The following is a 25,741-nucleotide window of genomic DNA, read 5'->3' as shown; positions in this document are numbered from 1 at the left end:
GTCGCTACTCCGCGGCGTCGGCGGGTGCTTCCTCGGGCTTCGGCGCGACCAACGGCAGGACGATGACGAAGCGGGTGTCGCCCGGCTTCGACTCGACGCGGATGTTGCCGTGATGCTTCTGCGCGACGATGCGCCACGCCAGGTCGAGACCGAGACCGGTGCCCTCGCCGAAGGCCTTCGTGGTGAAGAACGGCGTAAAGATGCGGTCGACGATGTCGGCGGGGATACCGGGGCCGTCATCGCAGATCTCCACCTTGATGGCGTCCTCGCCGACCGCGCAGGTCCGGATGGTCAACGTGCCCTGACCGCCCATCGCCTGAATCGCGTTGTCGACGACGTTGGTCCACACCTGATTGAGATCGCCTGGGTAGCACTGGATTTCGGGTAACGACTTGTCAAGCTCCTTGATCAGCTTGACCGGCTTGTCCTTGCCCAGCTTCTCGCCGAACATCATGATGGTGCTGCGCAGGAGTTCGTGCACGTTCGCGCTCTGATAGGGCGCGCGGTCCATCTGCGAGTACTGCTTGGCACCCGCCAGCAGTGCCGAGATGCGGCTGCTGGCCTCTGCGATCTGATTCATCATCAGCTCGGTGTCGATGGTGTACCTCAGCCAGCCGATCGCACCCTGCAGCGATGCCGTCGCGTCGACCTCGTCCACCGATGCGGAGATCCGTTCCAGCCAGTCGGTATCCAAGCCGGCCTCGACGAAGGTCGGCGCGTAGTCCCACGCCCCGGCGATGCCGTGGTCCTCCAGCCAGTCGCCAATCGCGTCCTCGCGGTCGGACGCCTCCAGCGCGGTGAGCTCCTGCGCCTTCGACTTGGCGACCTGCTCGGCCACCTCCTCCTGGATGGTGACCAGAACCCGCAACCCCTCGGGGCTGAACTTGCCGTCGGCGAGCATGGCGAGCTTGTGGCGCATCCCCGCGATCTTCTCGCGCAGATCGGAGACCGCGCGCGCCGCAGCTGCCGCGGGGTTGTTGAGTTGGTGGGTCAGACCGGCCGACAGCTGGCCGAGAGCCAGCAGCTTCTCCCGCTGGTCGATGATCTGCCGTTGCCGTAGCCCACCCACCTTGAGGCCTTCGAGCAGATGCACGGCCATCGGCAGCTCGGTCTTGACGAAGTTTCCGAATGCCGCTGCGTCGAGCACGAAGAACTTCGACGGCTTCGAGACGCGAACCGACGATTCGTAGACCTGGGGTACGCCGTCGACGTAGGCGCTCCACGCACCGCAGTAGACCCCTCGCTGAGACGTCCGGTTGGTCTCGATGTCCGCACCGCCGGAACGCTTCGACATCACCAACTCGCCCTCGATGAGGACGTAGAAGCACGTCGCCGCCTCACCCTCGACGCAGATGGGCCCCGGCTCGAAGCGGGCAAGATGCCCGTGCGTGCACAGGGACTCCAGCTGTCGGTCCGTCAGTTTCTCGAAGAGGAACAGCGTCCGGAGTTCGTCGGGCAGACATGTTTCGCCCATCGGGGTCGTCCTTTCTAGGCCTCGGCCAGGTAGCGGTGCACCAGCATTACCGCCATCGACCCTTCGCCGACGGCAGCCGCCACCCGCTTCGCGGATTCCGAGCGCACGTCACCTGCAACGAACACACCGGGCACGCTTGTTTCCAGATGATGCGGTGGACGGTCCCGGCTCCAGCCGCACACGTCCTTGAGATCCGGCCCGGCCAGCACGAACCCGCGGTCATCGAGGGCAAGGACCCCGTCGAGCCAGGCGGTCCGCGGGGTGGCGCCGATGTAGCAGCACATCCGCCCGCAGGTCACCGTCGACTGCTCACCCGACTGCCTGTCGACTAGCACCAGTCCCGAGAGGTGGTCGTCTTCCCCCACCGTGTCGACCACCTCGGTGCAGGTCCGGACGTGAATCTTGTCGTTCTTCTCGATCTGCTCGATCAGGTAGTGCGACATCGACGCCTCCAAGGAGGGGCCGCGCACCAGCAGCGTCACCGACCTGGCGGTCTTGGACATGAACATCGCGGCCTGGCCCGCCGAGTTGGCGCCGCCGACGATGTAGACGTCCTCGTCGCGACATTCCTCGGCGTCCGACACAGACGCGCCGTAGTAGACGCCGCGGCCGACGTAGTTACAGCCATCGGGATCCTCGGGGTCATTCCAGCACCCGACGACCTTCAGTTCCTGGTACTCGACGCCGGTCGCGAGGATCACCGACCGCGCGCCGATGGTGCTGCCATCCTCGAACTCGATGGTGGGCGCGGCCTCACCGACGTGCAGCTTGACGACGTCGCGGGTGGTGATCACCTCGGCACCGAACCGCTCCGCCTGCCTGCGGGCGGAGTTGGTCAGCTCGGCACCCGAGACACCGATGGGAAATCCCAGGTAATTCTCGATCCGCGAGCTCCGGCCGGCCTGGCCGCCCGTGGTGGTGCGTTCGATGAGTACCGTCTCGAGCCCCTCGGACGCGCCATACACCGCCGAGGCGAGGCCCGCGGGTCCGCCGCCGATGACGGCGAGGTCGTACATCTGCAGCGAGGGTTCGGTGGACAGCCCGAGCAACTCGGCCAGCTGACCGTCGGTCGGTTCGACCAGCGCGTCACCCTTCTCGGAGATCACCACCGGCAGCTGCAGGCCGTCGAGCCCGGCGGCTTCGAGAAGCTGCTTGCCCATGGGTTCGTCCGCCATGAAGGCGCGGAAGGGGAACTGATTGCGCGCCAGGAACTGACGCACCTCCCACGACCTCTGGTTCCACCGATGGCCGATGACCTTCGTGTACGGCATCGCCCGGTCGCCGACGGCTCGCCACTCCTCGAGCAACCCGTCGATGACGGGGTAGAGCTTCTCCTCGGGTGGGTCCCACGGCTTCAGTAGGTAGTGGTCGAGGTCGACGACGTTGATGGCGTCGATCGCCGCGTGGGTGTCGGCGTAGGCCGTCAAGAGCACCCGCCGCGCCAGCGGAAACAGGTCCATCGCCTTCTCGAGGAACTCGATGCCGCTCATCTGCGGCATCCGGTAGTCGGCGACGAGCACCGCGACGGTGTCGCCACGCAGCTTGAGTTCCTTGAGGGCGGCCAGGGCGTCGGGGCCGCTCTCGGCGCGGACGATGCGATACCGTTCGCCGTAGTGGCGGCGCAGATCACGGGCGACTGCCCGGGACACGGCGGGATCGTCGTCCACGGTCAGAATTGCGGGTTTGCGGGGCTGGGAAGCAGGTCCAGTCATCACGACCAATTATGCGCTGGTCGTCCAGCGCATATCGGACCAAGGGCAAGGCTCTAAGCGAACGCCGAGCCGGGGATTCGGCGATTTTGGGGAGGGCGCGGGAGCGGGTACCATTGACCGACGGTGCGGCTTCCGCGCCGACTCTTGCGTGCCCTGTCCTGGAATTTACCAATCTGGCTCACGTGTTGTAGTCGGAGGCGGTGCTTGCGGCGCCAGATAGGGAATTACGGAGGACATGGGTAAAAAAGAGGGTGCCATCGAGGTCGAGGGCCGCGTGGTCGAGCCCCTGCCCAATGCGATGTTTCGCATTGAGCTGGAGAACGGACACAAGGTGCTCGCGCACATCAGCGGCAAGATGCGGCAGCACTACATCCGCATCCTGCCCGAGGACCGCGTCGTCGTCGAGTTGTCTCCATACGACCTCTCCCGGGGCCGCATCGTTTACCGCTACAAGTAACCAGACCAGAACAGGATCGACCGCCGTGAAGGTGAACCCGAGCGTCAAGCCAATTTGCGACAAGTGCAGGGTGATCCGTCGCCATCGGCGGGTCATGGTGATCTGCTCTGACCCACGCCACAAGCAGCGTCAGGGCTAGTCGCGCAAGCTCTACCGAACACCACAACTGAATGACGACCTCCCAGTACCACTGAGCGGATAGGCCGCTCAGCACGCCCGGCACGGAGGCCGGGCCCCGTCTAAAGAGCCCTCGGGCTGGCGGGAACGGACTGGGAACAGACCTCCGAACAGCAGAAGGAAATTACTGCCTGATGGCACGTCTCATGGGCGTAGACCTCCCGCGCGACAAGCGCATGGAGATCGCGCTGACCTATATCTACGGCATCGGCCGTACCCGCTCCCAGGAAATCCTGTCGGCCACCGGCATCGACAGGGATCTGCGCACCAAGGACCTCAGCGATGAGCAGGTCTCGCAGTTGCGCGAATACATCGAAGCCTCGCTGAAGGTGGAGGGCGATCTGCGCCGCGAGGTGCAGGCCGACATCCGTCGCAAGATCGAGATCGGCTGCTACCAGGGTCTGCGGCACCGTCGCGGCCTGCCGGTGCGCGGCCAGCGAACCAAGACCAACGCGCGCACCCGCAAGGGCCCGAAGCGCACCATCGCCGGCAAGAAGAAGGCCAGGTAAGAAAATGGCACCCACCAAGAAGAGCGGCACCGCCGGCCCCAAGAAGGGCCAGAAGACGCGCCGCAAGGAAAAGAAGAACGTTCCGCACGGCGCCGCCCACATCAAGAGCACGTTCAACAACACGATCGTGTCGATCACCGACCAGCAGGGCAACGTCATCGCTTGGGCGTCGTCGGGTCACGTCGGCTTCAAGGGTTCACGCAAGTCGACCCCGTTCGCCGCGCAGCTGGCTGCAGAGAATGCGGCCCGCAAGGCGCAGGAGCACGGTGTGAAGAAGGTCGACGTGTTCGTCAAGGGCCCCGGTTCGGGCCGCGAGACCGCGATCCGTTCCCTGCAGGCCGCCGGCCTCGAGGTCGGCGCCATTTCCGACGTCACGCCGCAGCCGCACAACGGCTGCCGCCCGCCCAAGCGGCGCCGAGTCTAGAGGAGATAGAGAGACATGGCTCGTTATACCGGACCCGTCACCCGCAAGTCGCGCCGCCTCGGCGTCGACCTCGTCGGTGGGGATCAGTCCTTCGAGAAGCGCCCCTACCCGCCCGGCCAGCACGGCCGTGCGCGGATCAAGGAGAGCGAATACCGCACGCAGCTGCAGGAGAAGCAGAAGGCTCGCTTCACCTACGGCGTCATGGAGAAGCAGTTCCGTCGTTACTACGAAGAGGCCAACCGCCATTCGGGTAAGACCGGCGAGAACCTGCTGCAGATCCTGGAGAGCCGGCTCGACAACGTCGTCTACCGCGCCGGGCTCGCCCGCACGCGTCGGATGGCCCGTCAGCTGGTCAGCCACGGACACTTCACCGTGAACGGCGTGAAGGTCGACATCCCCAGCTACCGCGTCTCGCAGTACGACATCATCGATATTCGCGAGAAGTCGCTGAACACGCTGCCGTTCGAGCTGTCGCGGCAGACGGCAGGCGACCGCCCGATCCCGGGCTGGCTGCAGGTCGCCGGCGAACGCCAGCGCATCCTCGTCCACCAGCTGCCCGAGCGTGCACAGATCCAGGTGCCGCTCACCGAGCAGCTGATCGTCGAGTTCTACTCGAAGTAAATGCGTGCTGCGGCCGACCGGTCGCAGCCACCCACCGGCATCAAATAGCGGATGTCGAGAAGGAGATAGAAAAAGAAGATGCTGATCTCTCAGCGCCCAACCCTGTCCGAAGAGAGCCTTGCCGAGAACCGGTCCAAGTTCGTCATCGAGCCCTTGGAGCCCGGATTCGGTTACACCCTTGGCAACTCGCTTCGGCGCACGCTGCTGTCGTCCATCCCGGGCGCGGCGGTCACCAGCATCCGCATCGACGGCGTGCTGCACGAGTTCACCACCGTTCCCGGGGTGAAGGAAGACGTCACCGACATCATCCTGAACCTCAAGAGCCTGGTCGTGTCGTCCGAGGAGGACGAGCCGGTCACCATGTACCTGCGCAAGCAGGGCCCGGGTGCCGTCACCGCCGGTGACATCGTTCCGCCCGCGGGCGTGACGGTGCAGAACCCCGACATGCACATCGCGACCCTGAACGACAAGGGCAAGCTCGAGGTCGAGCTCGTCGTGGAGCGTGGCCGTGGCTACGTTCCCGCCGTGCAGAACAAGGCCTCCGGCGCCGAGATCGGCCGCATCCCGGTCGACTCGATCTACTCGCCGGTGCTGAAGGTCACCTACAAGGTGGAGGCCACCCGCGTCGAGCAGCGCACCGACTTCGACAAGTTGATCCTCGACGTCGAGACCAAGAACTCGATCACCCCGCGTGACGCGCTTGCCTCGGCTGGCAAGACGCTGGTCGAATTGTTCGGTCTGGCACGGGAACTCAACGTCGAGGCCGAGGGCATCGAGATCGGTCCGTCGCCGGCCGAGGCCGATCACATCGCCTCGTTCGCGCTGCCGATCGACGATCTGGAACTCACCGTCCGGTCGTACAACTGCCTCAAGCGCGAGGGTGTGCACACCGTCGGTGAGCTCGTCTCGCGCACCGAGTCCGATCTGCTGGACATCCGCAACTTCGGCCAGAAGTCCATCGACGAGGTGAAGATCAAGCTGCACCAGCTGGGTCTCTCGCTGAAGGACAGCCCGGCCACGTTCGACCCGTCCGAGGTCGCCGGTTACGACGTCGCGACCGGCACCTGGAACAGCGATGCCAGCTACGAACTGGACACCGACCAGGACTACGCCGAAACCGAACAGCTCTAACACGTCTCGTCTTTACCTAGGAGTCTGCAATGCCCAAGCCCACCAAGGGCCCTCGCCTCGGCGGGTCGTCCTCGCACCAGAAGGCGCTTCTGGCCAACCTGGCCACGTCGCTCTTCGAGCACGGCCGGATCAAGACGACCGAGCCCAAGGCGCGGGCGCTGCGGCCCTACGCGGAGAAGCTCATCACCCATGCCAAGAAGGGCACGCTGCACAACCGGCGTGAGGTGATGAAGAAGATCCGGGACAAGGACGTGGTGCACACGCTGTTCGCCGAGATCGGACCGTTCTTCTCGGACCGCGCCGGTGGCTACACCCGCATCATCAAGGTGGAGGCACGCAAGGGCGACAACGCCCCGATGGCCGTCATCGAGCTGGTTCGGGAGAAGACCGTCACCTCGGAGGCCGATCGGGCCCGCCGGAGCCGCTCCGGCGGCGACAGTGCGGCGAGCGTGAAGTCGTCGCAGTCGGCAGCGGTGGCGGCAGCTGCTGCCCCGCAGGCCGTCGTCGAGCCCGAGGCGGCCGTCGGTCCTGAGACCGACGAGGTCGACGCCGTCGATGAGACCACCGACGAGGTCGATGAGACCACCGACGCGCCCGAAGCCACCGACGAGGTCGACGCCGACGTGGACGAGGCTCCCGAGGCAGACGCCAAGTCCTAGTGGACGAAACGTTGAACATGCCCGCCATCGACTCCGATGGCGGGCATGTTCGTCTTCGGCTCGACATCGCCTACGACGGCACCGCTTTCGCCGGCTGGGCGACGCAGTCCAATCAGCGGACGGTGGCGGGCACCATCGACGACGCGCTGTCGACGGTGTTCCGGACGCCGGTGATCACCAGGGCCGCGGGCCGCACCGACACCGGTGTGCACGCGACCGGGCAGGTGGCTCACGTGGACGTTCCGGCCGATGCGATTCCGCAGGCCTACCCGCGCACCCCTCGAGACGAGCCGGAGTTCCGCCCGCTGGTGCGGCGACTGTCCAGACTTCTTCCCGAGGATGTGCGGGTGCATGACATCACCAGGGCGCCAGCCGGATTCGATGCGCGGTTCTCCGCATTGCGGCGGCACTATCGATACCGGCTGTCGACGGCGCCGTTCGGGGTGGAGCCGCAGGAGGCCAGGTTCGTCACGCCGTGGCCGCGGCCGCTCGATGTGGAGGCGATGAGGGCGGCCTCGCGAGAGCTGCAGGGCCTCAACGACTTCGCGGCGTTCTGCCGCCCGCGAGAGGGAGCGACGACGATCCGCGACCTGCAGCGCCTGGACTGGGTGCGTGATGGTGACTCGATCACCGCCCACGTCGCCGCGGATGCCTTCTGCTGGTCGATGGTGCGGTCGCTGGTCGGCGCGCTACTCGCCGTGGGGGAGGGGCGTCGCGAACCTCGTTGGTGCGCCGAGCTGTTGACGTCGAGCCGGCGTTCGAGTGACTTCGCCACGGCGCCGGCCCGCGGTCTGACCCTGGTCGGCGTCGACTACCCGCCGGAAGACGAGCTCGAGGCCCGCATCAAGGTGACTCGCGACATGCGTTCGGTCGACGAGGTGAAGCGCGGCTAGACCCGTCCCGCGGCGAAGTCTGCGGCCTCGTTCACCATGCCGGCATCGATGTATTTCCGCGCCGCGTGATCGGACCAGTTCTCTTCCCACGTATTCGGGTCGGCCGGGTTGCACACCGGATCCGCCCCATGACACATCTCGATGGTGCGTTCGCGGTACATCGGACTCAGTGCCCCGATGGGTCCGGCCCACGCGCTGCCGTTGCCGAACAGAGCGACTGCCGCGATGCGCTGGTCGGCGCCCGGCGGCAGCGGGTTGTCGAAACCGAAGAAGGCGAACGGCACGGCCAGCGCCACGTCGGTGACGGCGGCTCCAAGTGAGTACCCTCCGAGCACGATTCGGGTGTCGGGGCAGCTCGCCATCGTGCTCGCCACCCGCGCGCTCATGTCGTTGGCGCCGACGTCGATCTGGTTGTCCGCCGGGTAGCGCACCGCGTACAGGTTGACGTTCTTGCCGGTCTTTTGGCGCAGTGCGCTGACGAAGGTGTTGCCGATCTGGCCGGCGCCTGCGGGTTCGAGGCGACCACGCGCGAAGATCACCTCGACGGCGGGGCAAGCCGCGGACGCGGTCGGCACGCCCACCGCCGTGACGACGGGCACCGTCAGCAGCGCACCCGCGGTGAGTGCGGACACGACCGCGGCGACGACGAACCTGCGAATCTGCTGAGTGATCACGGAATCGATGCTAGCCGAATGATTCGACGCGCACGTCTACGACGAATAGCGGCTGGGTTACAGCAGACCCGCCACGAAGTTCGCGGCGGCATCCGTCGATCCGCCCGCGTAGGAGCGGTGCGCGGCGACGTAGTCGCCGTTGGTCTGGCAGACCGGGTCACCGCCATTGCAAAGGTCGATGGATCGGGCGCCCCAGACCGGGCTGGTCGTCAAGGGCAGTCCCAGCTTGGCGGAGGGATTGCCGAAGGCGACGAGGGCGGCGACGAAGTCAGGCGTGTTGGGGGGCAGGGGGTTGGTGAATCCGATGGCCGGGATGGGCACGGCGGCGATGACGTCCACCACCGCCGCGCCTTGGGAGTAGCCGCCCAGAACCAACCGGGTGTTGGGGCAGGCACCCATCATGTACTGGATGTGCCCGCTGGCATCGTTGGCACCGTTGGCTGCCGCGAGGAAGTCGTAGCTGGCCGGATAGTTGACCGCGTAGGCACCGACCGAGCGGCCGCCTACCTTGCTGCGCAGCGAATCGACGAATGCGCCGCCGACCAGCCCGAGACCCGGCGCCTCGTTGGTGCCGCGGGCGAAGACGACCTCGATGTCGGGACAGTCGTCGGCGGATGCCACGCCGAGGCCCGCGGTGGGGATGGTCGACACGACGGGAGCGATGACGACGACGCAGGCCGCCGCAGCGGCGAGGGTCGTGCGTCTAACAAGATCGAAGGCCACGCCAAATGGTAACGCCTAAACGAGCTAAACAAGTCTCGCGATGAAATTCGCCGCCTGGGGGACGAAGTCGGACGACTCGTAGTCGCTGTGCGCGAACGGGTTGCGGCCGTCCGAGCAGATCGGGTCGCCGTCCTTGCACAGGTCGATGGCGCGAGCGCCGAAGACCGAGTTGGTGATGGGGATCGAGAACTTCGTCGAAGGGTTCCCGAACACGGCGACCGCGGCGACGTTGTTGTCGAGGTCAAGCGGCAGTGGCGGGGCCGACCCGATCTCGCCGATCTTGTTGCCCAGCGGTGGGATGCCCGCCAGCATGTCGATGACCGCGGCACCCTGGGAGTATCCGCCGAGCACGACTCGCGTCCCTGGGCACTGGGTGGCCAACGAACTGATGAAGTTGGTGGCGTCGGCGGCACCGTCGGCGGCCGCCAGGAAGTCGTAGGTGGCCGGATAGTTGACCCCGTATGCGGCAATGGTGCGCCCGCCGAGTTGCGGGGTCAGGGCGTCGACCAAGGCTTGGCCGACCCGACCGATGCCCGCTGGTTCGCTGGTGCCGCGGGCGAAGACCACCTGGACGTCGGGGCATGGGGCCGCGGACGCCGAAGGGGCTGCCACCAGCGTTGCGGCGGCACAGACGACGGCCGACAGGATCGCGGCCAGGCGAGCGGACATCCTGAGCATGGTCACGTAGCCCATCTTCACATATCGGCGTCAGCTGCGGCGAACCGTTTGCTCGGAGGTCGCTCCGTCGACCGGCATCTCGGGCCAGGATGCCTCGGCGACCTTCTCGGTGCGATCGCCCTGGCGTGCCAGCACGAGCCCGGCGAGAACCACCGCCGCGCCGAGGGCCCGGGTCGGGGTGAGCGCCTCACCGAGCAGAACCCATGCGGCCAGTACGGCGAACATCACCTCGGCGAGGCCCACCAGCGAAGCGAACCGCGGGCGCAGCCGGGCGATGCCCATGATCCCGAGCGTGTAGGCGATCGCGGTGGGAATCAATGCCAGCGCGATGACCGGAACCAGCCAGGACGTCGTCACACCCGCGACGACGGTGTCGTTCGCGGTGAAGGTCAGCGGCATCAGTCCGGAGACGCCCAGCAGTCCGACGGCGATGGCTCCGATGACCAGTCCACCGGCGGCGAGGGTGAGGGAGTTCAGGCGTCCTTCTTCGGTGCCGTCCGCACTCACCTCGTCGGACATCATGAAGTAGCACGCGGCGCAGACGGCCGCGGCCAGGCCCCAGCCGACGCCGGTGAGGTTGACGTGCGCGCCCGCGAAAACGTCCAGCACCAAGATGATTCCGGCGACGGCCAGTGCCACGCCTGCCAACGTCAGCTTGCTCGGCCTGCTGCGGGTGGTGGCCCACAGCCAGCCGACGACGAGGACGGGGGCGGTGTACTCGAGAAGGAGCGCGACGCCGACGGACAGATGCGAGACGGCGTTGTAGTAGCAGAGCTGGGCACCGGCGATGGGAACGAGGCCGTAGGCGATCACGGTCTTCCAGTGCTGCATCGCCTCGCGCACCCAGTTGGGCTTCATCATCGTGGCGAAGATCGCCATCGCGACGGCGCCACCCGCCAGCCGCGCGGTGACGGCGGCGGTGGGGCTCCACCCGGCTTCCATGAGCGCCTTGGCGAGCGGTCCGGACATCCCGAAGGCGAACGCCGAACCGATGGCGAACAGCATGCCGAGCCGAAAGTGATCGGCGGCGGGCCGCACGTCCGTCGTCGCAGTCACCTGGCACCTCCCGGCATGTAATGAGTAAAATCAATGTTGGTCGTGACGCTACCGACGGACCGAGTCAGGAGTCAAATGATTTTCAGTCATGACACAGAACTCACACTTCGTGCGGCATGTGTGCTGACCAACACCAACCGTGTCGACGGTGAGCACCTCGGTGACATGGCGTCCCTCGACGAGTACCTGGACGGCTTCGGCTGGACGGGACGCCGCGACAGGGACGACGCCGAACTCCAGTCCGTGCAGCAGCTACGCGCACGGCTCGGCAAGATCTGGTCGAACGCGGACGACGAGGAGCGCGTGGTCGGTCAGGTGAACGCGTTGCTGAGTGACACCCGCGCTGCGCCGTGGTTGACCCGCCACGCCGAGATGCCGGAGTGGCATCTGCACCTCGCGTCGATTCACGACCCGCTGTGGCAGCGCATGGGTGCGGAGATGGCGATGTCGCTGGCCGACCTCATTCGGGCCGGTGAGCTTCGCCGGCTGAAGACGTGCGCGGCGCCGGACTGCGAGGCCGTGCTGGTCGACCTGTCCCGCAACCGGTCACGCATGTTCTGCGACACGGGCAACTGCGGAAACCGACAACACGTGGCGGCGTACCGGGAGCGGCGGTCGGCAGCCGAGGAGTCGTAGCGGAAAACGGTGCGACGGTGCGCCTTCCGATGCGGTTAGGCTGGCGGCCGGGGGAATCATGGCTCGGCAATCGGCAACGCGCCTGCAACTCAGTGCGCAACACTTTCTCGTACGTCGCATGATGCACGCACTGGTACGCGGGGACGTCGCCATGCACGACGATCCGCTGCGCGCTCAGTCGATTTCGTTCGCCGTGGGTGGCGTTCTGGCGATCCTCGCCGTGGCGGCGGGCGCCGTGCTCGGGCTGGTGCGGCCGCAGGGTGTGCCCGACTCCGCGCCGATCGTGATCGCCCGCGACACGGGCGCGCTCTACGTGCGCGTCGACGACACCCTGCATCCCGTCCTCAACCTCGCCTCGGCACGCCTCATCGCGCGGTCCGCGTCCAACCCGGTCCCTGCGGGCGAGGCATCGATCGCCGCGGCGAAGCGAGGACCGCTGATGGGCATCCCCGGCGCCCCGGCGACCATCGGTCGACCCGCGCGCGGCCAGGAGTGGGCCGTGTGCGACGGCGAGCGCACGGTTGTCGCCCTCGGTGACTCGGAGCTCGATCGCTTGGACTCGGATCGTCCCGTGCTGGTGACTGCGCGCGGTGAGAGCGCCGCTACGACCTACCTGCTGTACGACGGTCAGCGCGCCGCGGTCGACCTCCGGAACATCGCCGTGACACGTGCCCTTCGGCTCGAAGGCATTGAGCCCGTTGCCGTTTCACGAACACTGCTCGACATCGTGCCGGAGGTGCCCGCCATCGCGCCGCCGCCCATCGCCGGAGTCGGCGGGCCGGGTCCGCCCGCACTCGGGGGAGTCGCCATCGGCAGGATCGTCCAGATTCAGCGCGCCGAGGTCACCGAGCGTTACGTCGTTCTGCGCGAAGGCCTTCAGTCGGTCGGCGAGGTGGCCGCCGATCTCATCAGGTTCACCTACGACCGTCGTGCACGACCTGATCCGGCCCTCGCACCTGCCGTGGTCGCGACGCTGCCGGTCGCCGACGCCCTGCCGGTAGGCACATTTCCACAGCGCGTACGTGCGCCCGTCGGCGCCACCGACGGCCAGACCGTCTGTGCGCGATGGCGAACGGGTGGACCAAGCCGAGCCTCGTCGAACACCGTTGTCGTCGTGGGGGAGTCGCCCTACCGAGATTCGGCGGAGGCCACGGCCCTCGCGCAGGCCGACGGCGAGGGACCCAACGTCGACGCCGTGGTCATGCCCGGTGGCGTCAGTGCCTACGTCCGGTCCTCCCGGATCGTGGGGGACGACGCTACGACGGGAGCAAGGTTTCTGGTCACCGATGCGGGCGTGGCATTCGGCATCCACGACGACGACGCGGCGAAGTTCGTTGGACTGGGGCAATCTCCCGAGGCTGCGCCGTGGCCGATTCTCGCGCACCTGCCCCGTGGGCCCGAACTCAGCGTCGAGGCTGCGTCAGTCCTTCGCGATGGGCTCCCGGCGCCGTCGTAGCCACCCGGCCGACGACGTCGTCGCGACGAGTGCCGCTGCGATGCAGACCGCCGCACCCACCAGCGAGACGCGACGGGACGTGGTGTCGGCAGGAACGTCGGCACCTCCCTGCACGACGGGTCTGGGTGACGATGGCGCTTGAGGTCGAACTCCGTCGGCGCTGACCGCCGCCAGCGTGTCGACGACACCGTGACCCACCCAGGGATCCCAGCCGGCGGCCGGATGGTGTGCGGTGTCCTCGATCCTGCGCATCACCTGTCGCGCCGTCAGACCAGGCGACAGCGACCGCACCAGCGCGGCGATGCCCGTCACCACCGGCGCCGAGTAACTCGTTCCCGAAATCGGCTCTGGTTCAGAGGCTCCCGGCACCGAGTCGATCAATCCGTCTCCGTCCGGGCCGAGGGACACGACCGCCTCGCCCGGCGCAGCCACGTCGACCCACGGGCCGGCCAGAGTGAAGGCCGACGCCCGTCCCGCACGGTCGACCGAGCCGACCGTCAGCACGTAGTCGTCGTACCACGCCGGGCTCACCACGACGTCCACGGTGTCCCAACTCGGCTGACCCGGATGGGCCGGATCGGGTGGCGGGTTCTGTCGGGGGCACTGCCCCGCACCACCGACATTGCCTGCCGCAGTGACGACGACGACGTTCTTGACGTCGACGGCATAGGCCAGGGCGGCGCCGAGAGACCGGTCGTCGAGTCCCTCGTCGGTCGGGACGCAGGCGACGGAGGAGATGTTGATGACCGTCGCCCCGGCGTCCGCGGCGGTCCGGACGGCGGCAGCGAGCGTGTCGACGTCTCCCACTCCGGATCCGCCGGCACCGTCGGAGGGCCGAAACACGTTGCTGGACTGACGGATCGCGAGGATGCTCGCGTCGGGCGCCATGCCGCCGAACGTCGCGCCCGCCGATTCACTGCGCGCCGCGCCGATGATTCCGGCGACGATCGTGCCGTGTCCGTCGCAGTCCTGCATACCGTCGCCCATCGACACGTAGTCACCGCCGGGCAGCAGATGAGGCAGGAGCCGATGCCGGGTGACCCCCGTGTCGATGACGGCGACGGTCTGGCCCGCTCCCTTCGTCAGCCGCCACACCGATTCGAGATCCGCGAGGTTCAGTTGCGTCACCGACGCGTGGGTGACGGCGGTTCCGACAGGGCAGGCGTCGGTCTGCTCCGTCGGCGTCCGCGGAGCGGGCGGGCGCGCCGGTGGCAGCAGTGCGTCGTCGACCGCCGGCGGTGTCACGGCAGAGGCCGTCGGGGCAGCCCACGTGGCGACGACGACCCACGCGACCGCGACGGTCCGTGCACCTCGCACCGGGAGGCCGTTCATCGCAGCGAAAATCCGCCGACGACGGCGTACACGCCTGCGACCCAGCAGGCGGCGGGGACGACGGCCGCCAATGCGGCGTACTCGAGGCGGTCGAGCATCCGTGACACGGTGGCGCCGCACCTCGGTCGTCGAACGGCGTACAGACCGACGACCAGGAGAACACCGGCCACCGCGCCGACTCCCTCCCGGTGCGTGCTCGTGGCTAGGTGGAGACAGGTGATCACGCTCACCAATCCCCCTGCGATCATGGCGATTCGACGTGGCAGGTCGACATAGGTCCTGGACCGCAGGAGCAGCACCGCGCCGATCAGGGCAGCGAAGGCGACGGCGCCGTCAGTGGCGGTCGCGTCGGCGTGGGCGGCGACGGCGACGACCACGACGCCCAAAGTTGTGCCCGCAGCGGAGCCGATGACGAGGCCGCTCAGTAGGGCATGACCTGTCCCAGCTCGATCGGTCAGGTCGTCATGCCAGTGATCGGGGCCGAGTCCTGCCATCAGCACGGACAACCGTGGCGCGAGCGCCAGCAGGGCGAGTGCCGTGGTCGAGAGGGCCGCACCGGCCGCGGCCACCGGCATCGCCACCAGCGTCACGATCGCCGTCAACAGTGAGAACGCCGCGGCCGCAGTCAATGCCGGTGACGCCCGCCCGGAGAGTCTCTGCACGAAAAGCGATGCGCAGGCTGCGGCGGTCGCGGCCAGGAAGACGTTCGGCGCCGCAGGGCCCGACGGCACGGCGAGGAAACCGGTCGCGCAGGTCAGGGACACCACCGCCAGGCTAGGTGCAGTCGCGTAACCGGTGGCCATCGTCACCGCCGCTGCGGCGGCCGCACCCACGGCGGCGATGATCGCGTTCACCGTCGCGGCCTCCGAACCGGCGGTCCACGCCAGTGCCGCCGCCGCCAGCACCGTGGCGAGCACGCACCCGACACCGGGAAGCAAGTCGACGCCTTGGCTCTCGGGTGCCCGAGCCCCGACTGCCACCTGGCACGCTGCCCGACGCATCGGTCCTAGCGTCGGCGCGTGGTCGGCGTTGAGGATGAGTAGCTCGCCGTCGCGAACGCCGTTGTCGATCAACGACAAAGACTCCTCCAAGCTTCCGCCGACGAGGCGATCGAGTCGCCAGCGGCGAGCCGCGTCACCGGGTGTGGCGCGGTCGTCGACCAACCCGACGATTGCGGGTAGGAGATCTGCGACCGGTGCACCCGACGGCAGCGCGACGTCGACCGCCACCGGATCACCGTCGCGGTCGGCCTGAATGCACACCCTGGAAACGGACACCGGATCACCCCCGAGCTAGTGCCACCGCCATCACCGTAGCCCCATCCGAGGGAGGGTTCGGTCACCAATTCTCTTTGTGCGGCATGGAACGGAAACGGTTCCTGCAGCGTCCATTAGACCGATGGAACTCTTGCGCTCACCGCGTCTGCCACCACCGGTCTACGGCGACGGCGCGATCGTCGTGAAGCGGCCACCCGACGTGCCGAAGGACCCACCGTCGAACGTCGTCGGCAAGCTGCTGCCGGTGGTGATGCTCCTGGCGATGGGTGGTATGACGGTGCTGTACTTCACCTCGGGAGCGGCGTCGTCGCGCAGTCCGATGTTCCTGTTCCTTCCCGTCATGATGCTGGTGTCGGTGCTCGGTTCCGTGGCCTACCAGTCCAGGGGAGCGCGGCGCGGTGGGGAGCTCGACGGGGACCGACGCGCCTACCTCCGCTACCTCGACGGCCTGGACGAGGAACTCGCAAGAACCGCTGCCGCCCAACATGCGTCACTTCACTGGAGCCATCCCGATCCGGCGTCATCGTGGACTCTGGTAGGCGGACCGCGAATGTGGGAGCGCCGCCCCGGTGACGGGGACTTCTGCCAGGTGCGGGTCGGGATCGGTACGCGTCCGCTGGCCACCGCCCTGGTCGTTCCCGAACTCGGCGAGGTCGAATCGCGGGATCCGGTCGCCGTGGACGCGATCGACCGCCTGGTTGCGGAGCGATCGATGGTGCCGGGCCTACCGATCACGGTCGACCTGCGGATGCATCCCCGCATCGCCGTCGAGGGCGCCCTCGACGCGGCGCGCGGTCTGGTGCGGGCGATGGTGTGCCAGCTGACGGTGTTGCACGGCCCGGATGTCGTCGCGGTCAGCGCGGTCGGCAGTCGCGCCGACCGAGACTGGGAGTGGCTGAAATGGCTTCCCCATCATGGGTATTCCAGGGAGCCCCGCCCACAGGTGCATCGAATCGTCGTCGTCGATGGTGACGTGGGAGGCCCCGGCGCCCAACGTGTCGAATTGCTGGGTGACGGCGCAACGGTGATAGCGATCGGCCAGTCAACCGGTGACTGTCTGCGTCTGGACGTCGATGCCGTGGGAGCCTTCGAGTGTCCAGACTCGTTGCCGACCGCGCAGGCGGTGGCGTGCGCCAGAAGGCTCGCGCCGTTCCCGGCGCTGTCCAGCGGGACGGTGGGCACCTCCAACTGGCCTGAACTGGTCGGTGTCGGTAACCCCGGACACCTCGATGTCGGGAAGGCATGGCGGCCAAGGCTGGGTCCGCACCGGCTTCGCGTGGCCATCGGCGCAGCCGACGGCGGTGAACCGGTCGAACTGGATCTCAAGGAGGCGGCACGGGGTGGCATGGGGCCGCACGGATTGTGCGTCGGCGCCACCGGATCCGGCAAGTCGGAGTTCTTGCGGACGCTGGCACTCGGTCTGGTCAGCACCCACGGACCCGACGCACTGAACCTCGTCCTCATCGACTTCAAGGGTGGGGCAACGTTTCTCGGCCTCGAGCGACTCAAACACGTCGCGGCGGTGGTGACCAACCTGGCGGAAGAGGCACACCTGGTCGCGCGCATGCGGGACGCACTCGCCGGGGAGATGACGCGCCGACAACGGGTGCTCCGGGCTGCGGGGCACTTCCCGAACATCGGTGAGTACGACTCTGCGCGTGCCGGAGGCGCCGATCTCGCGCCGCTGCCCGCCCTGTTCATCATCGTCGACGAGTTCTCCGAAATGCTCAGCCAGCATCCCGACTTCGCCGAGCTGTTCGTGGCCATCGGCCGCGTCGGACGATCGCTCGGTATCCACCTGCTGCTGGCCAGTCAGCGTCTGGACGAGGGACGGCTACGCGGTCTGGAGACCCATCTGTCGTACCGCATCTGCTTGAAGACGTTCTCCGCGAGTGAGTCACGCGCGGTACTCGGGACCACGGATGCCTACGAGCTCCCCGGCATGCCGGGAGCAGCTCTTCTCAAGACGGCGTCCGGTGAGCTCGTCCGGTTCCAGACCGCGTTCGTGTCGGGCCCGGTCACCGCCGGCGCAGCGCCCCACAGCACGGTGCCGTGTCTCTTCACGGCGCGTACTGAGGAGCCCTCGACCGGCGGGAACATCGGCGCCGGTGGATCCCGAACGCTGCTCGACGTCGTCGTCGACGGTTTGGCCGATCAGGGTCAGCCGGCACACCAGATATGGCTCCCGCCGCTGGACGTGTCGCCCTCGCTCGGCACGCTGCTGACCGACGCCGGGCACCCGCAACCGCGGTTCGTCGTGCCAATCGGGTTGGTGGACAACCCCTTTGCGCAGCGACGCGACACCTTGCTGGTCGATCTGCGGGCCGCCGGCGGGAACGTGGCCATCGTCGGCGGCCCGCGGTCGGGGAAGACGACCGCGCTCCTCAGCCTGGTCGTGGGGTTGGCAGCGACCCATGATCCCGACACGGTGCAGATCTACGGCATGGACTTCGGTGGCGGGTCGTCGTCATCGCTGAGGCAGCTGCCCCACGTCGGGGCAATTGCAGGCAGATCGGACCGCGATCTCGCCCGCAGGATCGTCGCGCACGTGCAGGGTGTTCTGCGCGACCGCGAGGCTCGACGACGCGCTGGCGATGCGTGGGTCGGCGGTGACACGTTCCTGGTGATCGACGGCTGGGCGGTGGCGCGCCAAGAGTTCGAGGGCATGGAGGAGGCCGTCACCGCGATCGCCGCACAGGGACTCTCAGTCGGAGTGCACGTCGTCCTCACCGCATCCCGGTGGGCCGACATCCGGCCGGCCGTGAAGGATCAACTGAGCACCCGCATCGAACTGTGTCTCGGCGACCCGGCCGATTCGGAGATGGACAGGAAGCGCGCCCGCCTGCTCGGCGCCCGCCCTCCTGGCCACGGAATCACCCGCGAGGGGCTCGAATTCGTGATCGCCATCCCCGATGGCATCGATGCGACTGCCCTCGCAGCGCGCTACCCCGATCAGGTGGCGCCGCCCGTACGACTCCTCCCGTCGCGAGTTCCGCACGACGAGGTAGCCGCGCAGTCTCCCGATCGTGTCGCCATCGGCCTGGGCGAGGACGCACTGCGGCCCGCGGCCGTCGATTTCACGGCGTCGCCTCATCTGCTGATCCTCGGTGACACCGAATGCGGGAAGACCGCCACGCTGCGTGTCCTGTGCCGGGAAATCGTGCGCAACCATGGGTCCGACGCGGCCCGAATCCTCGTCGTCGACTTCCGCAGGACACTGCTCGGCGTGGTCGAATCCGACCACCTCCTCGGGTATGCGATGTCCGCTGCGTCGGCCGAATCCTACGTGGCCGCCACGGTGAGCCTCCTGAACGGCAGACTGCCGGGCGAACACGTCACCCAGCGGCAGTTGCGGGACCGGTCGTGGTGGTCGGGGCCGGACGTCTACGTGGTCGTCGACGACTACGACCTGGTGGCCGGCACGTCCGGCAATCCGCTTCTGCCACTGCTGGACTTGCTCCCGCACTCGAGGGATCTCGGCCTGCACCTCGTCATCGCACGTCGCTCCGGCGGTGCGGCCCGCGCGATGTTCGACCCGATCCTTGCGCGGCTGCGGGATCTGGGATGCGCGGGGTTGATGATGAGCGCCGGCCCGGACGAGGGGGTCCTCCTGGGCTCGGTGCGGCCGTCGTCGCTGCCTGCGGGTCGCGGCACGCTGATACGGCGCGGGCACGCCGATCACCTGGTCCAGGTGTCGTGGACGGAGCCATCGTGAGCGAGGCCGTCGTCGTGGTCGGACCCACTCTGGTCAGCGGACCCGGCGTCGTCGATCGCGAAATGGCCGCCTTGGCAATGGAATCGATCGACGACGATCTTGCGCTGGTCGATGACCGGGTGGTTTCCGTCGACGACCTGTGGCGAGACGTGCTGGGGTCGGCGGTGCACGGCTCGTGCGCCCGGCTGTCGCTGATATGCCCGTCGTGGTGGCCGAGATCTCGCGTCGAGCGCATCCGCGCGTCGGCTGGAGAGTGGTCCGCGAACGTCGTCGTGCTCAGCCGGGCAGAGGTGCTGGCCACGGCCGCCACGGTGTTGGAGCTGTCGCCCGAACTGGTCGTCGTCCATGCGGATGCGCAACGGCACGTCATCACACGGGTGAATGCAGGTTCGGGTGTCCTCGACGCCGTGGTCGCCTGCGTCGAAGGACTGGCCGCCGTGACCATCGACGTCCCTCCCAGTGTCACACCGTTCGGTACCGAACTCGTTCGGGCGCTGCGCCGCCGAGGCGTCGACGTGACGGTGGCAGACGACCAGACGCTCGTCGGGGCCGTCCGTCGACAGCACGGCGAAGCCGGCTGCGATGCACCCTCGATCCGGCGGCGCCTGACTCCGCGTGCAGCCGCGGTGGCGGTGGCGATCCTGTCGGCGGGCGCATTGACGGCGGCGGCCCTGGGTCTCGACGCCGGCGCGGCGGAGCTCCCCGACGGGGCCTGGCTCGTCGAAGGGCGTGTTGCCGTCGAGGTGCCTTCGCACTGGACCGTCGAGAGGATCACGGCTGGGTCGGGATCGGCTCGCGTGCAGGTGGTTTCGCCGGTGAATACGCTCGATGCGATCCACGTGACGCAGTCCTGGGTGCCCGACGCCCAGACGTTGGAAGCCGCCGCCGAGGCACTGAGAAATGCCCTCGCCGAGCAGCCCGACGGGGTGTTCGTCGACTTCACCGCAGTTGGTGAGCGGGCGCAACGTGCCGCCGTCACCTACCGGGAGATCCGTACGGACCGGCGCGTCGACTGGACGGTGCTGCTCGATGGGGACGTTCGGATCGCGATCGGTTGTCAGGGCGCTGCCGATCACCCCGGTCCCGTGGTTCTGTGTGATAGGGCGATCCGTTCGGCACACGCCGTCGGGCGAAAGTGATTCATGCACAAGGGAACCGAATACGGCGAAGGCGCGTCCAATCATTCATACGACCGCAAACGGAGGGAAAGCGATGACGAGTAGAGCGTTGAACACCGACCTGGGGTTGATGTCGGCCGTCGCGGGCAAGATCGACAGCCGAAACGAGGAGACCAGGGCGATGCTGCGGACCTTCATCGGTCAGATGAGCAGCGTTCCGCCCACGGTGTGGGGAGGCGTTGCGGCAGCCCGATTTCGCGGTGTCGTCGACCGGTGGAACACCGAGTCCCTCGCACTGCACCAGTCGCTGCAACGGATCGCGGAGACCATCCGCTTCAACGAGCGGACGCTCCGCGAGGCGGCCGATCAGCATTCGCACCGGATCGCTTCGACCGACGTTCCGTAAGCACACCCGATAACTCACCGTCCACCCACGCGAATGGAGCACCGATGGATCCGGTTCTGTCATACGACTTCAACGAGATCGAGTACACCGTCCGTCAGGAGATTCACCACACGTCCGCGCGGTTCAATGCGGCGTTGGACGACCTGCGCGCACAGATAGCACCCCTGCAGGCGGTATGGACCCGCGACGCTGCGGAGGCCTACCGCGTCGAGCAGGCCAGATGGGACCAGTCCGCAGCCGCGCTGAACGAGATTCTGATCTCCCTCGGCAACGCGGTGCGCGACGGATCGGACGAGGTCGCGGACACCGACCGGCGCGCGGCAGGCGCTTGGGGTTTCTAGGCGGCGGCCCCACCAGACCCTGTGCGGTCCCGAACGGGAGGAGAGCCCGAAGGGACCGCACAGTCATGCCCCGGGGGAGCCCGGTAGACCGTCTCCAGCGGGCCGAAAGATGGCGTTTTGACCTGCGATGACGGTGGCCGGTAGGCTGTTCGGTTGGTGCGCGGTGAGTCTGTCGACTCTGCGGGTCCTCGGGTCTACGTCGGTCGCCGAGAACCCCAGCTGCAAGCGCCGGACCGACAACCCGGTTCAACCGGGACAACCCGAGAGAAGAGAAGGTAGCGCTGTGCCTACGTACACGCCGAAGGCGGGTGACACCACACGCACGTGGCACGTCATCGACGCCACCGACGTGGTCCTCGGCCGGCTCGCCGTTGCAGCAGCAACCCTGCTGCGCGGCAAGCACAAGCCGACGTTCACGCCGAATGTCGATGGTGGCGACTTCGTCATCATCATCAACGCCGACAAGGTCGCCATCGGTGGCGACAAGCTGGCCAACAAGTTCGCCTACCGCCACTCGGGTTACCCGGGCGGCCTTCGCAAGCGCACCATCGGCGAAATGATGGAGAAGCATCCGGAACGGGTCGTGGAGAACGCGATCGTCGGCATGCTCCCCCACAACAAGCTGAGCCGGCAGGTCCAGAAGAAGCTGAAGGTTTACGCGGGGCCCGAGCATCCGCACGTCGCCCAGCAGCCAGTTCCGTTCGAGATCAAGCAGGTGGCTCAGTGACCGAGACGACTGACGTGACCGAACCGACCGAGGTCGACGACGTGACCGAGGCGCCCGAAGCCCCCGAGGCGCCCGAGGCCCCCGAGGCGGCCGAGGCCCCCGAGACGGTCGAGGTCGTCGAGACCGCCGCGGCGGACGAGGCCCCGGCCCGCGAGCCGCTCCTGCTGGACCGTCCCATCCAGACCGTCGGCCGCCGCAAGGAGGCCGTCGTGCGGGTGCGCCTGACGTCGGGCACCGGCAAGTTCACCCTCGACGGCCGCAGCCTGGAGGAGTACTTCCCGAACAAGGTGCACCAGCAGCTCATCAAGGCGCCGTTGGTGCTCGTCGACCGGCTCGACACCGTCGACATCTTCGCTCACCTCGACGGTGGCGGCCCGTCCGGACAGGCCGGCGCCCTGCGTCTGGCCATCGCCCGGGCGCTCATCATCGTGCAGCCCGAGGACCGGCCGCCGCTGAAGAAGGCCGGCTACCTCACGCGTGACCCGCGTGCCATCGAGCGCAAGAAGTACGGCCTCAAGAAGGCCCGCAAGGCGCCTCAGTACAGCAAGCGCTGATCCTCACAACGTCATCTCGACGCCGCGAGCGTGCCCCGTCGCACGCTGGCGGCGCGAGGGGCACACAAGGAGGGGCATGGGTCGACTGTTTGGCACCGACGGCGTCCGTGGTGTCGCCAACACCGATCTAACCGCGGAGTTGGCACTGGCCCTGGGGTCGGCAGCGGCTCGTCGACTTGGAACCTCCGGCGGTCAACGCCGATTGGCCGTCGTCGGCCGCGATCCACGGGCCAGCGGCGAGATGCTCGAAGCGGCCGTCATCGCAGGGATCACCAGTGAGGGCGTCGACGCGCTGCGCGTCGGTGTGCTGCCGACCCCTGCCGTCGCCCATCTGACGGGCGTCTACCGCGCGGAGTTCGGCGTGATGATTTCCGCGTCGCACAACCCGATGCCGGACAACGGCATCAAGATCTTCGGCCCCGGCGGCCACAAGCTCGACGACGCCGCCGAGGACCGCATCGAAGAACTCCTCAGCGCAGGACCCGGCCACCGTCCGGTCGGGGCGGGCATCGGCCGCGTGCTCGACGCCGGCGACGCGCTCGAGCGCTACCTCCGGCACGTGGCCACGGCCGCCCCCGTACCGCTCGACGGCATGACCGTCGTGGTGGATTGCGCGCACGGTGCGGCATCGACCGCCGCCCCGCTGGCGTACCGCGCTGCCGGCGCCACCGTCGTGGCGATCAACGCAGAACCCAACGGGCTCAACATCAACGACGGCTGCGGATCGACGCACATGGGCGTGCTGCAGCAAGCGGTGCTGACCCACGGTGCGGATCTGGGCCTCGCCCACGACGGCGACGCCGACCGCTGTCTCGCCGTCGACGCGGCGGGCAAGGTCGTCGATGGCGACGCCATCATGGTGATCCTCGCGCTGGCCATGCGCGACGCCGACGAGTTGGCGTCGAACACGCTGGTCGCCACGGTGATGAGCAATCTGGGCCTGCACATCGCCATGCGGGAAGAGGGCATCGAGGTGCGGACCACCGCCGTCGGCGACAGGTACGTGCTCGAGGAACTGCGCGCCGGGGCGTACTCGCTCGGCGGGGAACAGTCGGGCCACATCGTGATGCCCTCCCTCGGCACCACCGGCGACGGGATCGCCACCGGACTGCGCCTGATGGCGCGAATGGCTCAGACCCGCTCGACGCTGGCGGCGCTCGCGGCGCCGATGCACACGCTCCCGCAGGTGCTCATCAACGTCGAGGTGGCGGACAAGGCCACCGTCGCCGAGGCGCCGTGTGTTCAGTCCGCGGTGGCAGAGGCCGAGGCGGAGCTCGGCGATACCGGCCGAATCCTGTTGCGCCCCTCCGGAACCGAACAGGTCGTCCGGGTGATGGTCGAGGCCGCAGACGAGGACACCGCGCGACTGCTCGCCTCCCGCGTTGCGGATTCGGTGAGCGAACAACGATAGATAGAGGAGCACCGTTGACTGAGTTCGTCGCTGCAATCGACCAGGGCACCACGAGTACCCGGGCGATGATCTTCGATCACGACGGTGCCGAGGTGGGCAGACACCAGCTCGAACACGAGCAGATCCTGCCGAAGGCGGGCTGGGTCGAGCACAACCCCGTCGAGATCTGGGAGCGCACCGCAGCGGTCCTGATGTCGGTGCTCAACAACACGAAGCTGCAGGCGAGTGACCTGGCTGCGCTCGGCATCACCAATCAACGTGAGACCGCACTGGTCTGGAACAGAAAGACCGGCAGGCCGTACTACAACGCGATCGTTTGGCAGGACACCCGTACCGACCGCATCGCCTCGGCGCTGGACCGCGACGGTCGCGGCGACGTGATCAGGCGCAAGGCCGGCCTGCCGCCGGCGACCTACTTCTCCGCGGCCAAGGTGCAATGGATTCTGGAGAACGTTGACGGTGTGCGCGAGGCCGCTGAGCGCGGCGATGCGATCTTCGGCACCAGCGACAGCTGGGTGGTGTGGAATCTGACCGGCGGCCCGCGCGGCGGTGTGCACGTCACCGACGTGAGCAACGCCAGCCGGACAATGCTGATGGACCTGGAGACCCTGGACTGGGACGACGAGTTGTTGTCGTTCTTCGGGATTCCGCGGCAGATGCTGCCCCGGATCGTGCCGTCGTCGTCGCCCGAGCCGTACGGCACGAGCCAGGACACGGGTCCGGTCGGTGGGGCGGTGCCGATCACCGGCATCCTGGGCGATCAGCAGGCGGCGATGGTGGGTCAGGTGTGCCTGGCGCCGGGCGAGGCCAAGAACACCTACGGCACCGGCAACTTCCTCCTGCTCAACACCGGAGAGAAGATCGTCCGCTCCAAGAACGGACTGGTGACCACCGTCTGCTACCAGTTCGGTGACGCCAAACCCGTTTACGCACTTGAAGGTTCGATCGCCGTCACCGGATCTGCCGTGCAGTGGCTGCGTGATCAGCTCGGCATCATCAGCGGCGCCGCCCACAGCGAGTCACTTGCCAGGCAGGTCGACGACAACGGCGGGGTGTACTTCGTCCCCGCCTTCTCCGGTTTGTTCGCACCGTACTGGCGGTCCGATGCCCGCGGCGCCATCGTCGGGCTGTCGCGGTTCAACACCAATGCGCACGTCGCGCGAGCGACGTTGGAGGCCATCTGCTATCAGAGCCGCGACGTCGTCGACGCCATGGAGGCGGATTCCGGTGTGCACCTCGAGGTGTTGAAGGTCGACGGCGGAATCACCGCGAACGACCTGTGCATGCAGATCCAGTCCGACGTGCTCGGTGTCGACGTGGTCAAGCCCCGCGTGGCCGAGACGACGGCGCTGGGCGCCGCCTACGCGGCGGGTCTGGCGGTCGGCTTCTGGGACAACCCAGACGATTTGCGGGCCAACTGGCAGGAGGACAAGCGCTGGACGCCTTCCTGGAACGACGATCAGCGCGCGTCCGGTTACGCGGGTTGGCAGAAGGCGGTGCAGCGCACGCTCGACTGGGTGGACGTCGACTAGAGCGCTCGTGGTCCGAGGGAACCGGACGGACGCCCGCTGCGTCGTAAC

General features: G+C 67.7%; 26 protein-coding genes. 18 read left to right on the top strand and 8 right to left on the bottom strand.

The window, feature by feature from the left end:
• Positions 1–4: 4 nt before the first annotated feature.
• Together VET27_RS03165 and VET27_RS03160 are read right to left on the bottom strand one after the other, a co-directional pair.
• Entirely contained in the window at positions 5–1,474 is a 1,470-nt protein-coding gene (locus VET27_RS03165; RefSeq protein ID WP_526515043.1) for an ATP-binding protein, read from the bottom strand.
• A 14-nt stretch (positions 1,475–1,488) separates the two neighbouring features.
• Positions 1,489–3,186, bottom strand: coding sequence for an FAD-dependent oxidoreductase (locus VET27_RS03160; RefSeq protein ID WP_526515041.1), 1,698 nt, complete (start codon positions 3,184–3,186; stop codon positions 1,489–1,491).
• Between the two features lie 235 nt (positions 3,187–3,421).
• Here VET27_RS03160 and infA point away from each other — a divergent pair, with 235 nt between their 5' ends.
• The 8 genes from infA (at position 3,422) to truA (ending at position 8,057) form a co-directional block, all read left to right on the top strand.
• Entirely contained in the window at positions 3,422–3,643 is a 222-nt protein-coding gene (gene infA / locus VET27_RS03155) for a translation initiation factor IF-1 (protein WP_284228622.1), read from the top strand.
• Positions 3,644–3,668: 25 nt separating this feature from the next.
• Positions 3,669–3,782 carry a 50S ribosomal protein L36 gene (rpmJ, locus tag VET27_RS03150; RefSeq protein WP_079925868.1) on the top strand — a complete coding sequence of 38 codons (114 nt, stop codon included), beginning with the start codon at positions 3,669–3,671 and terminating at the stop codon, positions 3,780–3,782.
• A gap of 172 nt (positions 3,783–3,954) precedes the next feature.
• A complete protein-coding gene (gene rpsM, locus VET27_RS03145; RefSeq protein ID WP_526411675.1) occupies positions 3,955–4,329 on the top strand; it encodes a 30S ribosomal protein S13 in 375 nt (124 codons plus the stop codon).
• A 4-nt stretch (positions 4,330–4,333) separates the two neighbouring features.
• The gene (gene rpsK / locus VET27_RS03140; RefSeq protein ID WP_526515038.1) at positions 4,334–4,753 is read left to right on the top strand and encodes a 30S ribosomal protein S11; all 420 of its coding nucleotides are present in this window, start codon (positions 4,334–4,336) and stop codon (positions 4,751–4,753) included.
• A 15-nt stretch (positions 4,754–4,768) separates the two neighbouring features.
• On the top strand, positions 4,769–5,374 hold the full coding sequence (gene rpsD / locus VET27_RS03135) for a 30S ribosomal protein S4 (RefSeq protein WP_526515036.1): 606 nt from the start codon (positions 4,769–4,771) through the stop codon (positions 5,372–5,374).
• A gap of 78 nt (positions 5,375–5,452) precedes the next feature.
• Positions 5,453–6,505: a DNA-directed RNA polymerase subunit alpha gene (locus VET27_RS03130; RefSeq protein ID WP_526515034.1), complete on the top strand. Its 1,053-nt coding sequence runs from the start codon at positions 5,453–5,455 to the stop codon at positions 6,503–6,505.
• Between the two features lie 29 nt (positions 6,506–6,534).
• Complete coding sequence (gene rplQ / locus VET27_RS03125) at positions 6,535–7,164, top strand: 50S ribosomal protein L17 (protein WP_526515032.1); 630 nt, start codon at positions 6,535–6,537, stop codon at positions 7,162–7,164.
• Positions 7,165–7,181: 17 nt separating this feature from the next.
• Positions 7,182–8,057 (top strand): tRNA pseudouridine(38-40) synthase TruA, encoded by an 876-nt coding sequence (gene truA, locus VET27_RS03120; protein WP_526515151.1) that lies wholly within the window; start codon positions 7,182–7,184, stop codon positions 8,055–8,057.
• Here truA and VET27_RS03115 read toward each other — a convergent pair.
• From VET27_RS03115 to VET27_RS03100, 4 genes are read right to left on the bottom strand one after another with little or no spacing between them, the layout of a single operon-like run.
• Positions 8,054–8,740 (bottom strand): cutinase family protein, encoded by a 687-nt coding sequence (locus VET27_RS03115; RefSeq protein ID WP_526515149.1) that lies wholly within the window; start codon positions 8,738–8,740, stop codon positions 8,054–8,056. The two genes, truA and VET27_RS03115, sit on opposite strands and share 4 nt — an antisense overlap.
• Before the next feature lie 48 nt (positions 8,741–8,788).
• A complete protein-coding gene (locus VET27_RS03110; RefSeq protein WP_526515030.1) occupies positions 8,789–9,454 on the bottom strand; it encodes a cutinase family protein in 666 nt (221 codons plus the stop codon).
• 24 nt (positions 9,455–9,478) lie between these two features.
• Positions 9,479–10,123, bottom strand: a complete 645-nt coding sequence (locus VET27_RS03105; protein WP_526515028.1) for a cutinase family protein — start codon at positions 10,121–10,123, stop codon at positions 9,479–9,481.
• Positions 10,124–10,162: 39 nt separating this feature from the next.
• On the bottom strand, positions 10,163–11,137 hold the full coding sequence (locus VET27_RS03100; RefSeq protein WP_526515147.1) for an EamA family transporter: 975 nt from the start codon (positions 11,135–11,137) through the stop codon (positions 10,163–10,165).
• A gap of 126 nt (positions 11,138–11,263) precedes the next feature.
• Here VET27_RS03100 and VET27_RS03095 point away from each other — a divergent pair, with 126 nt between their 5' ends.
• Both VET27_RS03095 and eccB read left to right on the top strand, forming a co-directional pair.
• On the top strand, positions 11,264–11,824 hold the full coding sequence (locus tag VET27_RS03095; RefSeq protein ID WP_526515026.1) for a CGNR zinc finger domain-containing protein: 561 nt from the start codon (positions 11,264–11,266) through the stop codon (positions 11,822–11,824).
• A gap of 58 nt (positions 11,825–11,882) precedes the next feature.
• Positions 11,883–13,280 carry a type VII secretion protein EccB gene (gene eccB, locus VET27_RS03090; RefSeq protein WP_526515024.1) on the top strand — a complete coding sequence of 466 codons (1,398 nt, stop codon included), beginning with the start codon at positions 11,883–11,885 and terminating at the stop codon, positions 13,278–13,280.
• Here eccB and mycP read toward each other — a convergent pair.
• On the bottom strand, positions 13,245–14,612 hold the full coding sequence (mycP, locus tag VET27_RS03085) for a type VII secretion-associated serine protease mycosin (protein WP_526515022.1): 1,368 nt from the start codon (positions 14,610–14,612) through the stop codon (positions 13,245–13,247). The two genes, eccB and mycP, sit on opposite strands and share 36 nt — an antisense overlap.
• Positions 14,609–15,889, bottom strand: coding sequence for a type VII secretion integral membrane protein EccD (eccD, locus tag VET27_RS03080; RefSeq protein ID WP_526515020.1), 1,281 nt, complete (start codon positions 15,887–15,889; stop codon positions 14,609–14,611). Before eccD ends, mycP begins: the two co-directional genes overlap by 4 nt.
• A gap of 121 nt (positions 15,890–16,010) precedes the next feature.
• On the opposite strand from eccD, the gene eccCa reads away from it, so the two are divergent.
• The 8 genes from eccCa to glpK all read left to right on the top strand — a co-directional run bounded on the left by eccCa (position 16,011) and on the right by glpK (position 25,693).
• The gene (eccCa, locus tag VET27_RS03075) at positions 16,011–19,604 is read left to right on the top strand and encodes a type VII secretion protein EccCa (RefSeq protein ID WP_526515018.1); all 3,594 of its coding nucleotides are present in this window, start codon (positions 16,011–16,013) and stop codon (positions 19,602–19,604) included.
• Entirely contained in the window at positions 19,601–20,743 is a 1,143-nt protein-coding gene (locus VET27_RS03070) for a type VII secretion-associated protein (protein ID WP_526515016.1), read from the top strand. The genes eccCa and VET27_RS03070 overlap by 4 nt, the downstream gene beginning before the upstream one ends.
• Positions 20,744–20,816: 73 nt before the next feature.
• On the top strand, positions 20,817–21,128 hold the full coding sequence (locus VET27_RS03065) for a WXG100 family type VII secretion target (protein WP_526515014.1): 312 nt from the start codon (positions 20,817–20,819) through the stop codon (positions 21,126–21,128).
• Between the two features lie 44 nt (positions 21,129–21,172).
• Positions 21,173–21,469 carry a WXG100 family type VII secretion target gene (locus tag VET27_RS03060; RefSeq protein ID WP_526515012.1) on the top strand — a complete coding sequence of 99 codons (297 nt, stop codon included), beginning with the start codon at positions 21,173–21,175 and terminating at the stop codon, positions 21,467–21,469.
• 283 nt (positions 21,470–21,752) lie between these two features.
• Positions 21,753–22,196: a 50S ribosomal protein L13 gene (gene rplM / locus VET27_RS03055; RefSeq protein WP_526515010.1), complete on the top strand. Its 444-nt coding sequence runs from the start codon at positions 21,753–21,755 to the stop codon at positions 22,194–22,196.
• A 41-nt stretch (positions 22,197–22,237) separates the two neighbouring features.
• On the top strand, positions 22,238–22,750 hold the full coding sequence (gene rpsI, locus VET27_RS03050; protein WP_526515145.1) for a 30S ribosomal protein S9: 513 nt from the start codon (positions 22,238–22,240) through the stop codon (positions 22,748–22,750).
• Between the two features lie 76 nt (positions 22,751–22,826).
• Complete coding sequence (glmM, locus tag VET27_RS03045; RefSeq protein ID WP_526515008.1) at positions 22,827–24,161, top strand: phosphoglucosamine mutase; 1,335 nt, start codon at positions 22,827–22,829, stop codon at positions 24,159–24,161.
• Positions 24,158–25,693 carry a glycerol kinase GlpK gene (glpK, locus tag VET27_RS03040; protein ID WP_526515143.1) on the top strand — a complete coding sequence of 512 codons (1,536 nt, stop codon included), beginning with the start codon at positions 24,158–24,160 and terminating at the stop codon, positions 25,691–25,693. Before glmM ends, glpK begins: the two co-directional genes overlap by 4 nt.
• The last annotated feature ends 48 nt before the right edge of the window (positions 25,694–25,741 follow it).

The sequence above is a fragment of the Mycobacterium sp. genome (assembly GCF_035633495.1).
Classification (GTDB): domain Bacteria; phylum Actinomycetota; class Actinomycetes; order Mycobacteriales; family Mycobacteriaceae; genus Mycobacterium.
Note: the sequence above shows the minus strand (reverse complement) of the source record. Positions and strands in the feature narration are given on the sequence as shown.

Bases quoted from the DNA above. Each gene is read 5' to 3' on its own strand.
- VET27_RS03165 (WP_526515043.1), bottom strand. From the start codon at position 1,474: ATGGGCGAAACATGTCTGCCCGACGAACTCCGGACGCTGTTCCTCTTC.
- VET27_RS03160 (WP_526515041.1), bottom strand. From the start codon at position 3,186: ATGACTGGACCTGCTTCCCAGCCCCGCAAACCCGCAATTCTGACCGTG.
- infA (WP_284228622.1), top strand. From the start codon at position 3,422: ATGGGTAAAAAAGAGGGTGCCATCGAGGTCGAGGGCCGCGTGGTCGAG.
- rpsM (WP_526411675.1), top strand. From the start codon at position 3,955: ATGGCACGTCTCATGGGCGTAGACCTCCCGCGCGACAAGCGCATGGAG.
- rpsK (WP_526515038.1), top strand. From the start codon at position 4,334: ATGGCACCCACCAAGAAGAGCGGCACCGCCGGCCCCAAGAAGGGCCAG.
- rpsD (WP_526515036.1), top strand. From the start codon at position 4,769: ATGGCTCGTTATACCGGACCCGTCACCCGCAAGTCGCGCCGCCTCGGC.
- VET27_RS03130 (WP_526515034.1), top strand. From the start codon at position 5,453: ATGCTGATCTCTCAGCGCCCAACCCTGTCCGAAGAGAGCCTTGCCGAG.
- rplQ (WP_526515032.1), top strand. From the start codon at position 6,535: ATGCCCAAGCCCACCAAGGGCCCTCGCCTCGGCGGGTCGTCCTCGCAC.
- truA (WP_526515151.1), top strand. From the start codon at position 7,182: ATGCCCGCCATCGACTCCGATGGCGGGCATGTTCGTCTTCGGCTCGAC.
- VET27_RS03105 (WP_526515028.1), bottom strand. From the start codon at position 10,123: ATGTCCGCTCGCCTGGCCGCGATCCTGTCGGCCGTCGTCTGTGCCGCC.
- VET27_RS03100 (WP_526515147.1), bottom strand. From the start codon at position 11,137: ATGCTGTTCGCCATCGGTTCGGCGTTCGCCTTCGGGATGTCCGGACCG.
- VET27_RS03095 (WP_526515026.1), top strand. From the start codon at position 11,264: ATGATTTTCAGTCATGACACAGAACTCACACTTCGTGCGGCATGTGTG.
- eccB (WP_526515024.1), top strand. From the start codon at position 11,883: ATGGCTCGGCAATCGGCAACGCGCCTGCAACTCAGTGCGCAACACTTT.
- mycP (WP_526515022.1), bottom strand. From the start codon at position 14,612: ATGAACGGCCTCCCGGTGCGAGGTGCACGGACCGTCGCGGTCGCGTGG.
- eccCa (WP_526515018.1), top strand. From the start codon at position 16,011: ATGGAACTCTTGCGCTCACCGCGTCTGCCACCACCGGTCTACGGCGAC.
- VET27_RS03065 (WP_526515014.1), top strand. From the start codon at position 20,817: ATGACGAGTAGAGCGTTGAACACCGACCTGGGGTTGATGTCGGCCGTC.
- VET27_RS03060 (WP_526515012.1), top strand. From the start codon at position 21,173: ATGGATCCGGTTCTGTCATACGACTTCAACGAGATCGAGTACACCGTC.
- glmM (WP_526515008.1), top strand. From the start codon at position 22,827: ATGGGTCGACTGTTTGGCACCGACGGCGTCCGTGGTGTCGCCAACACC.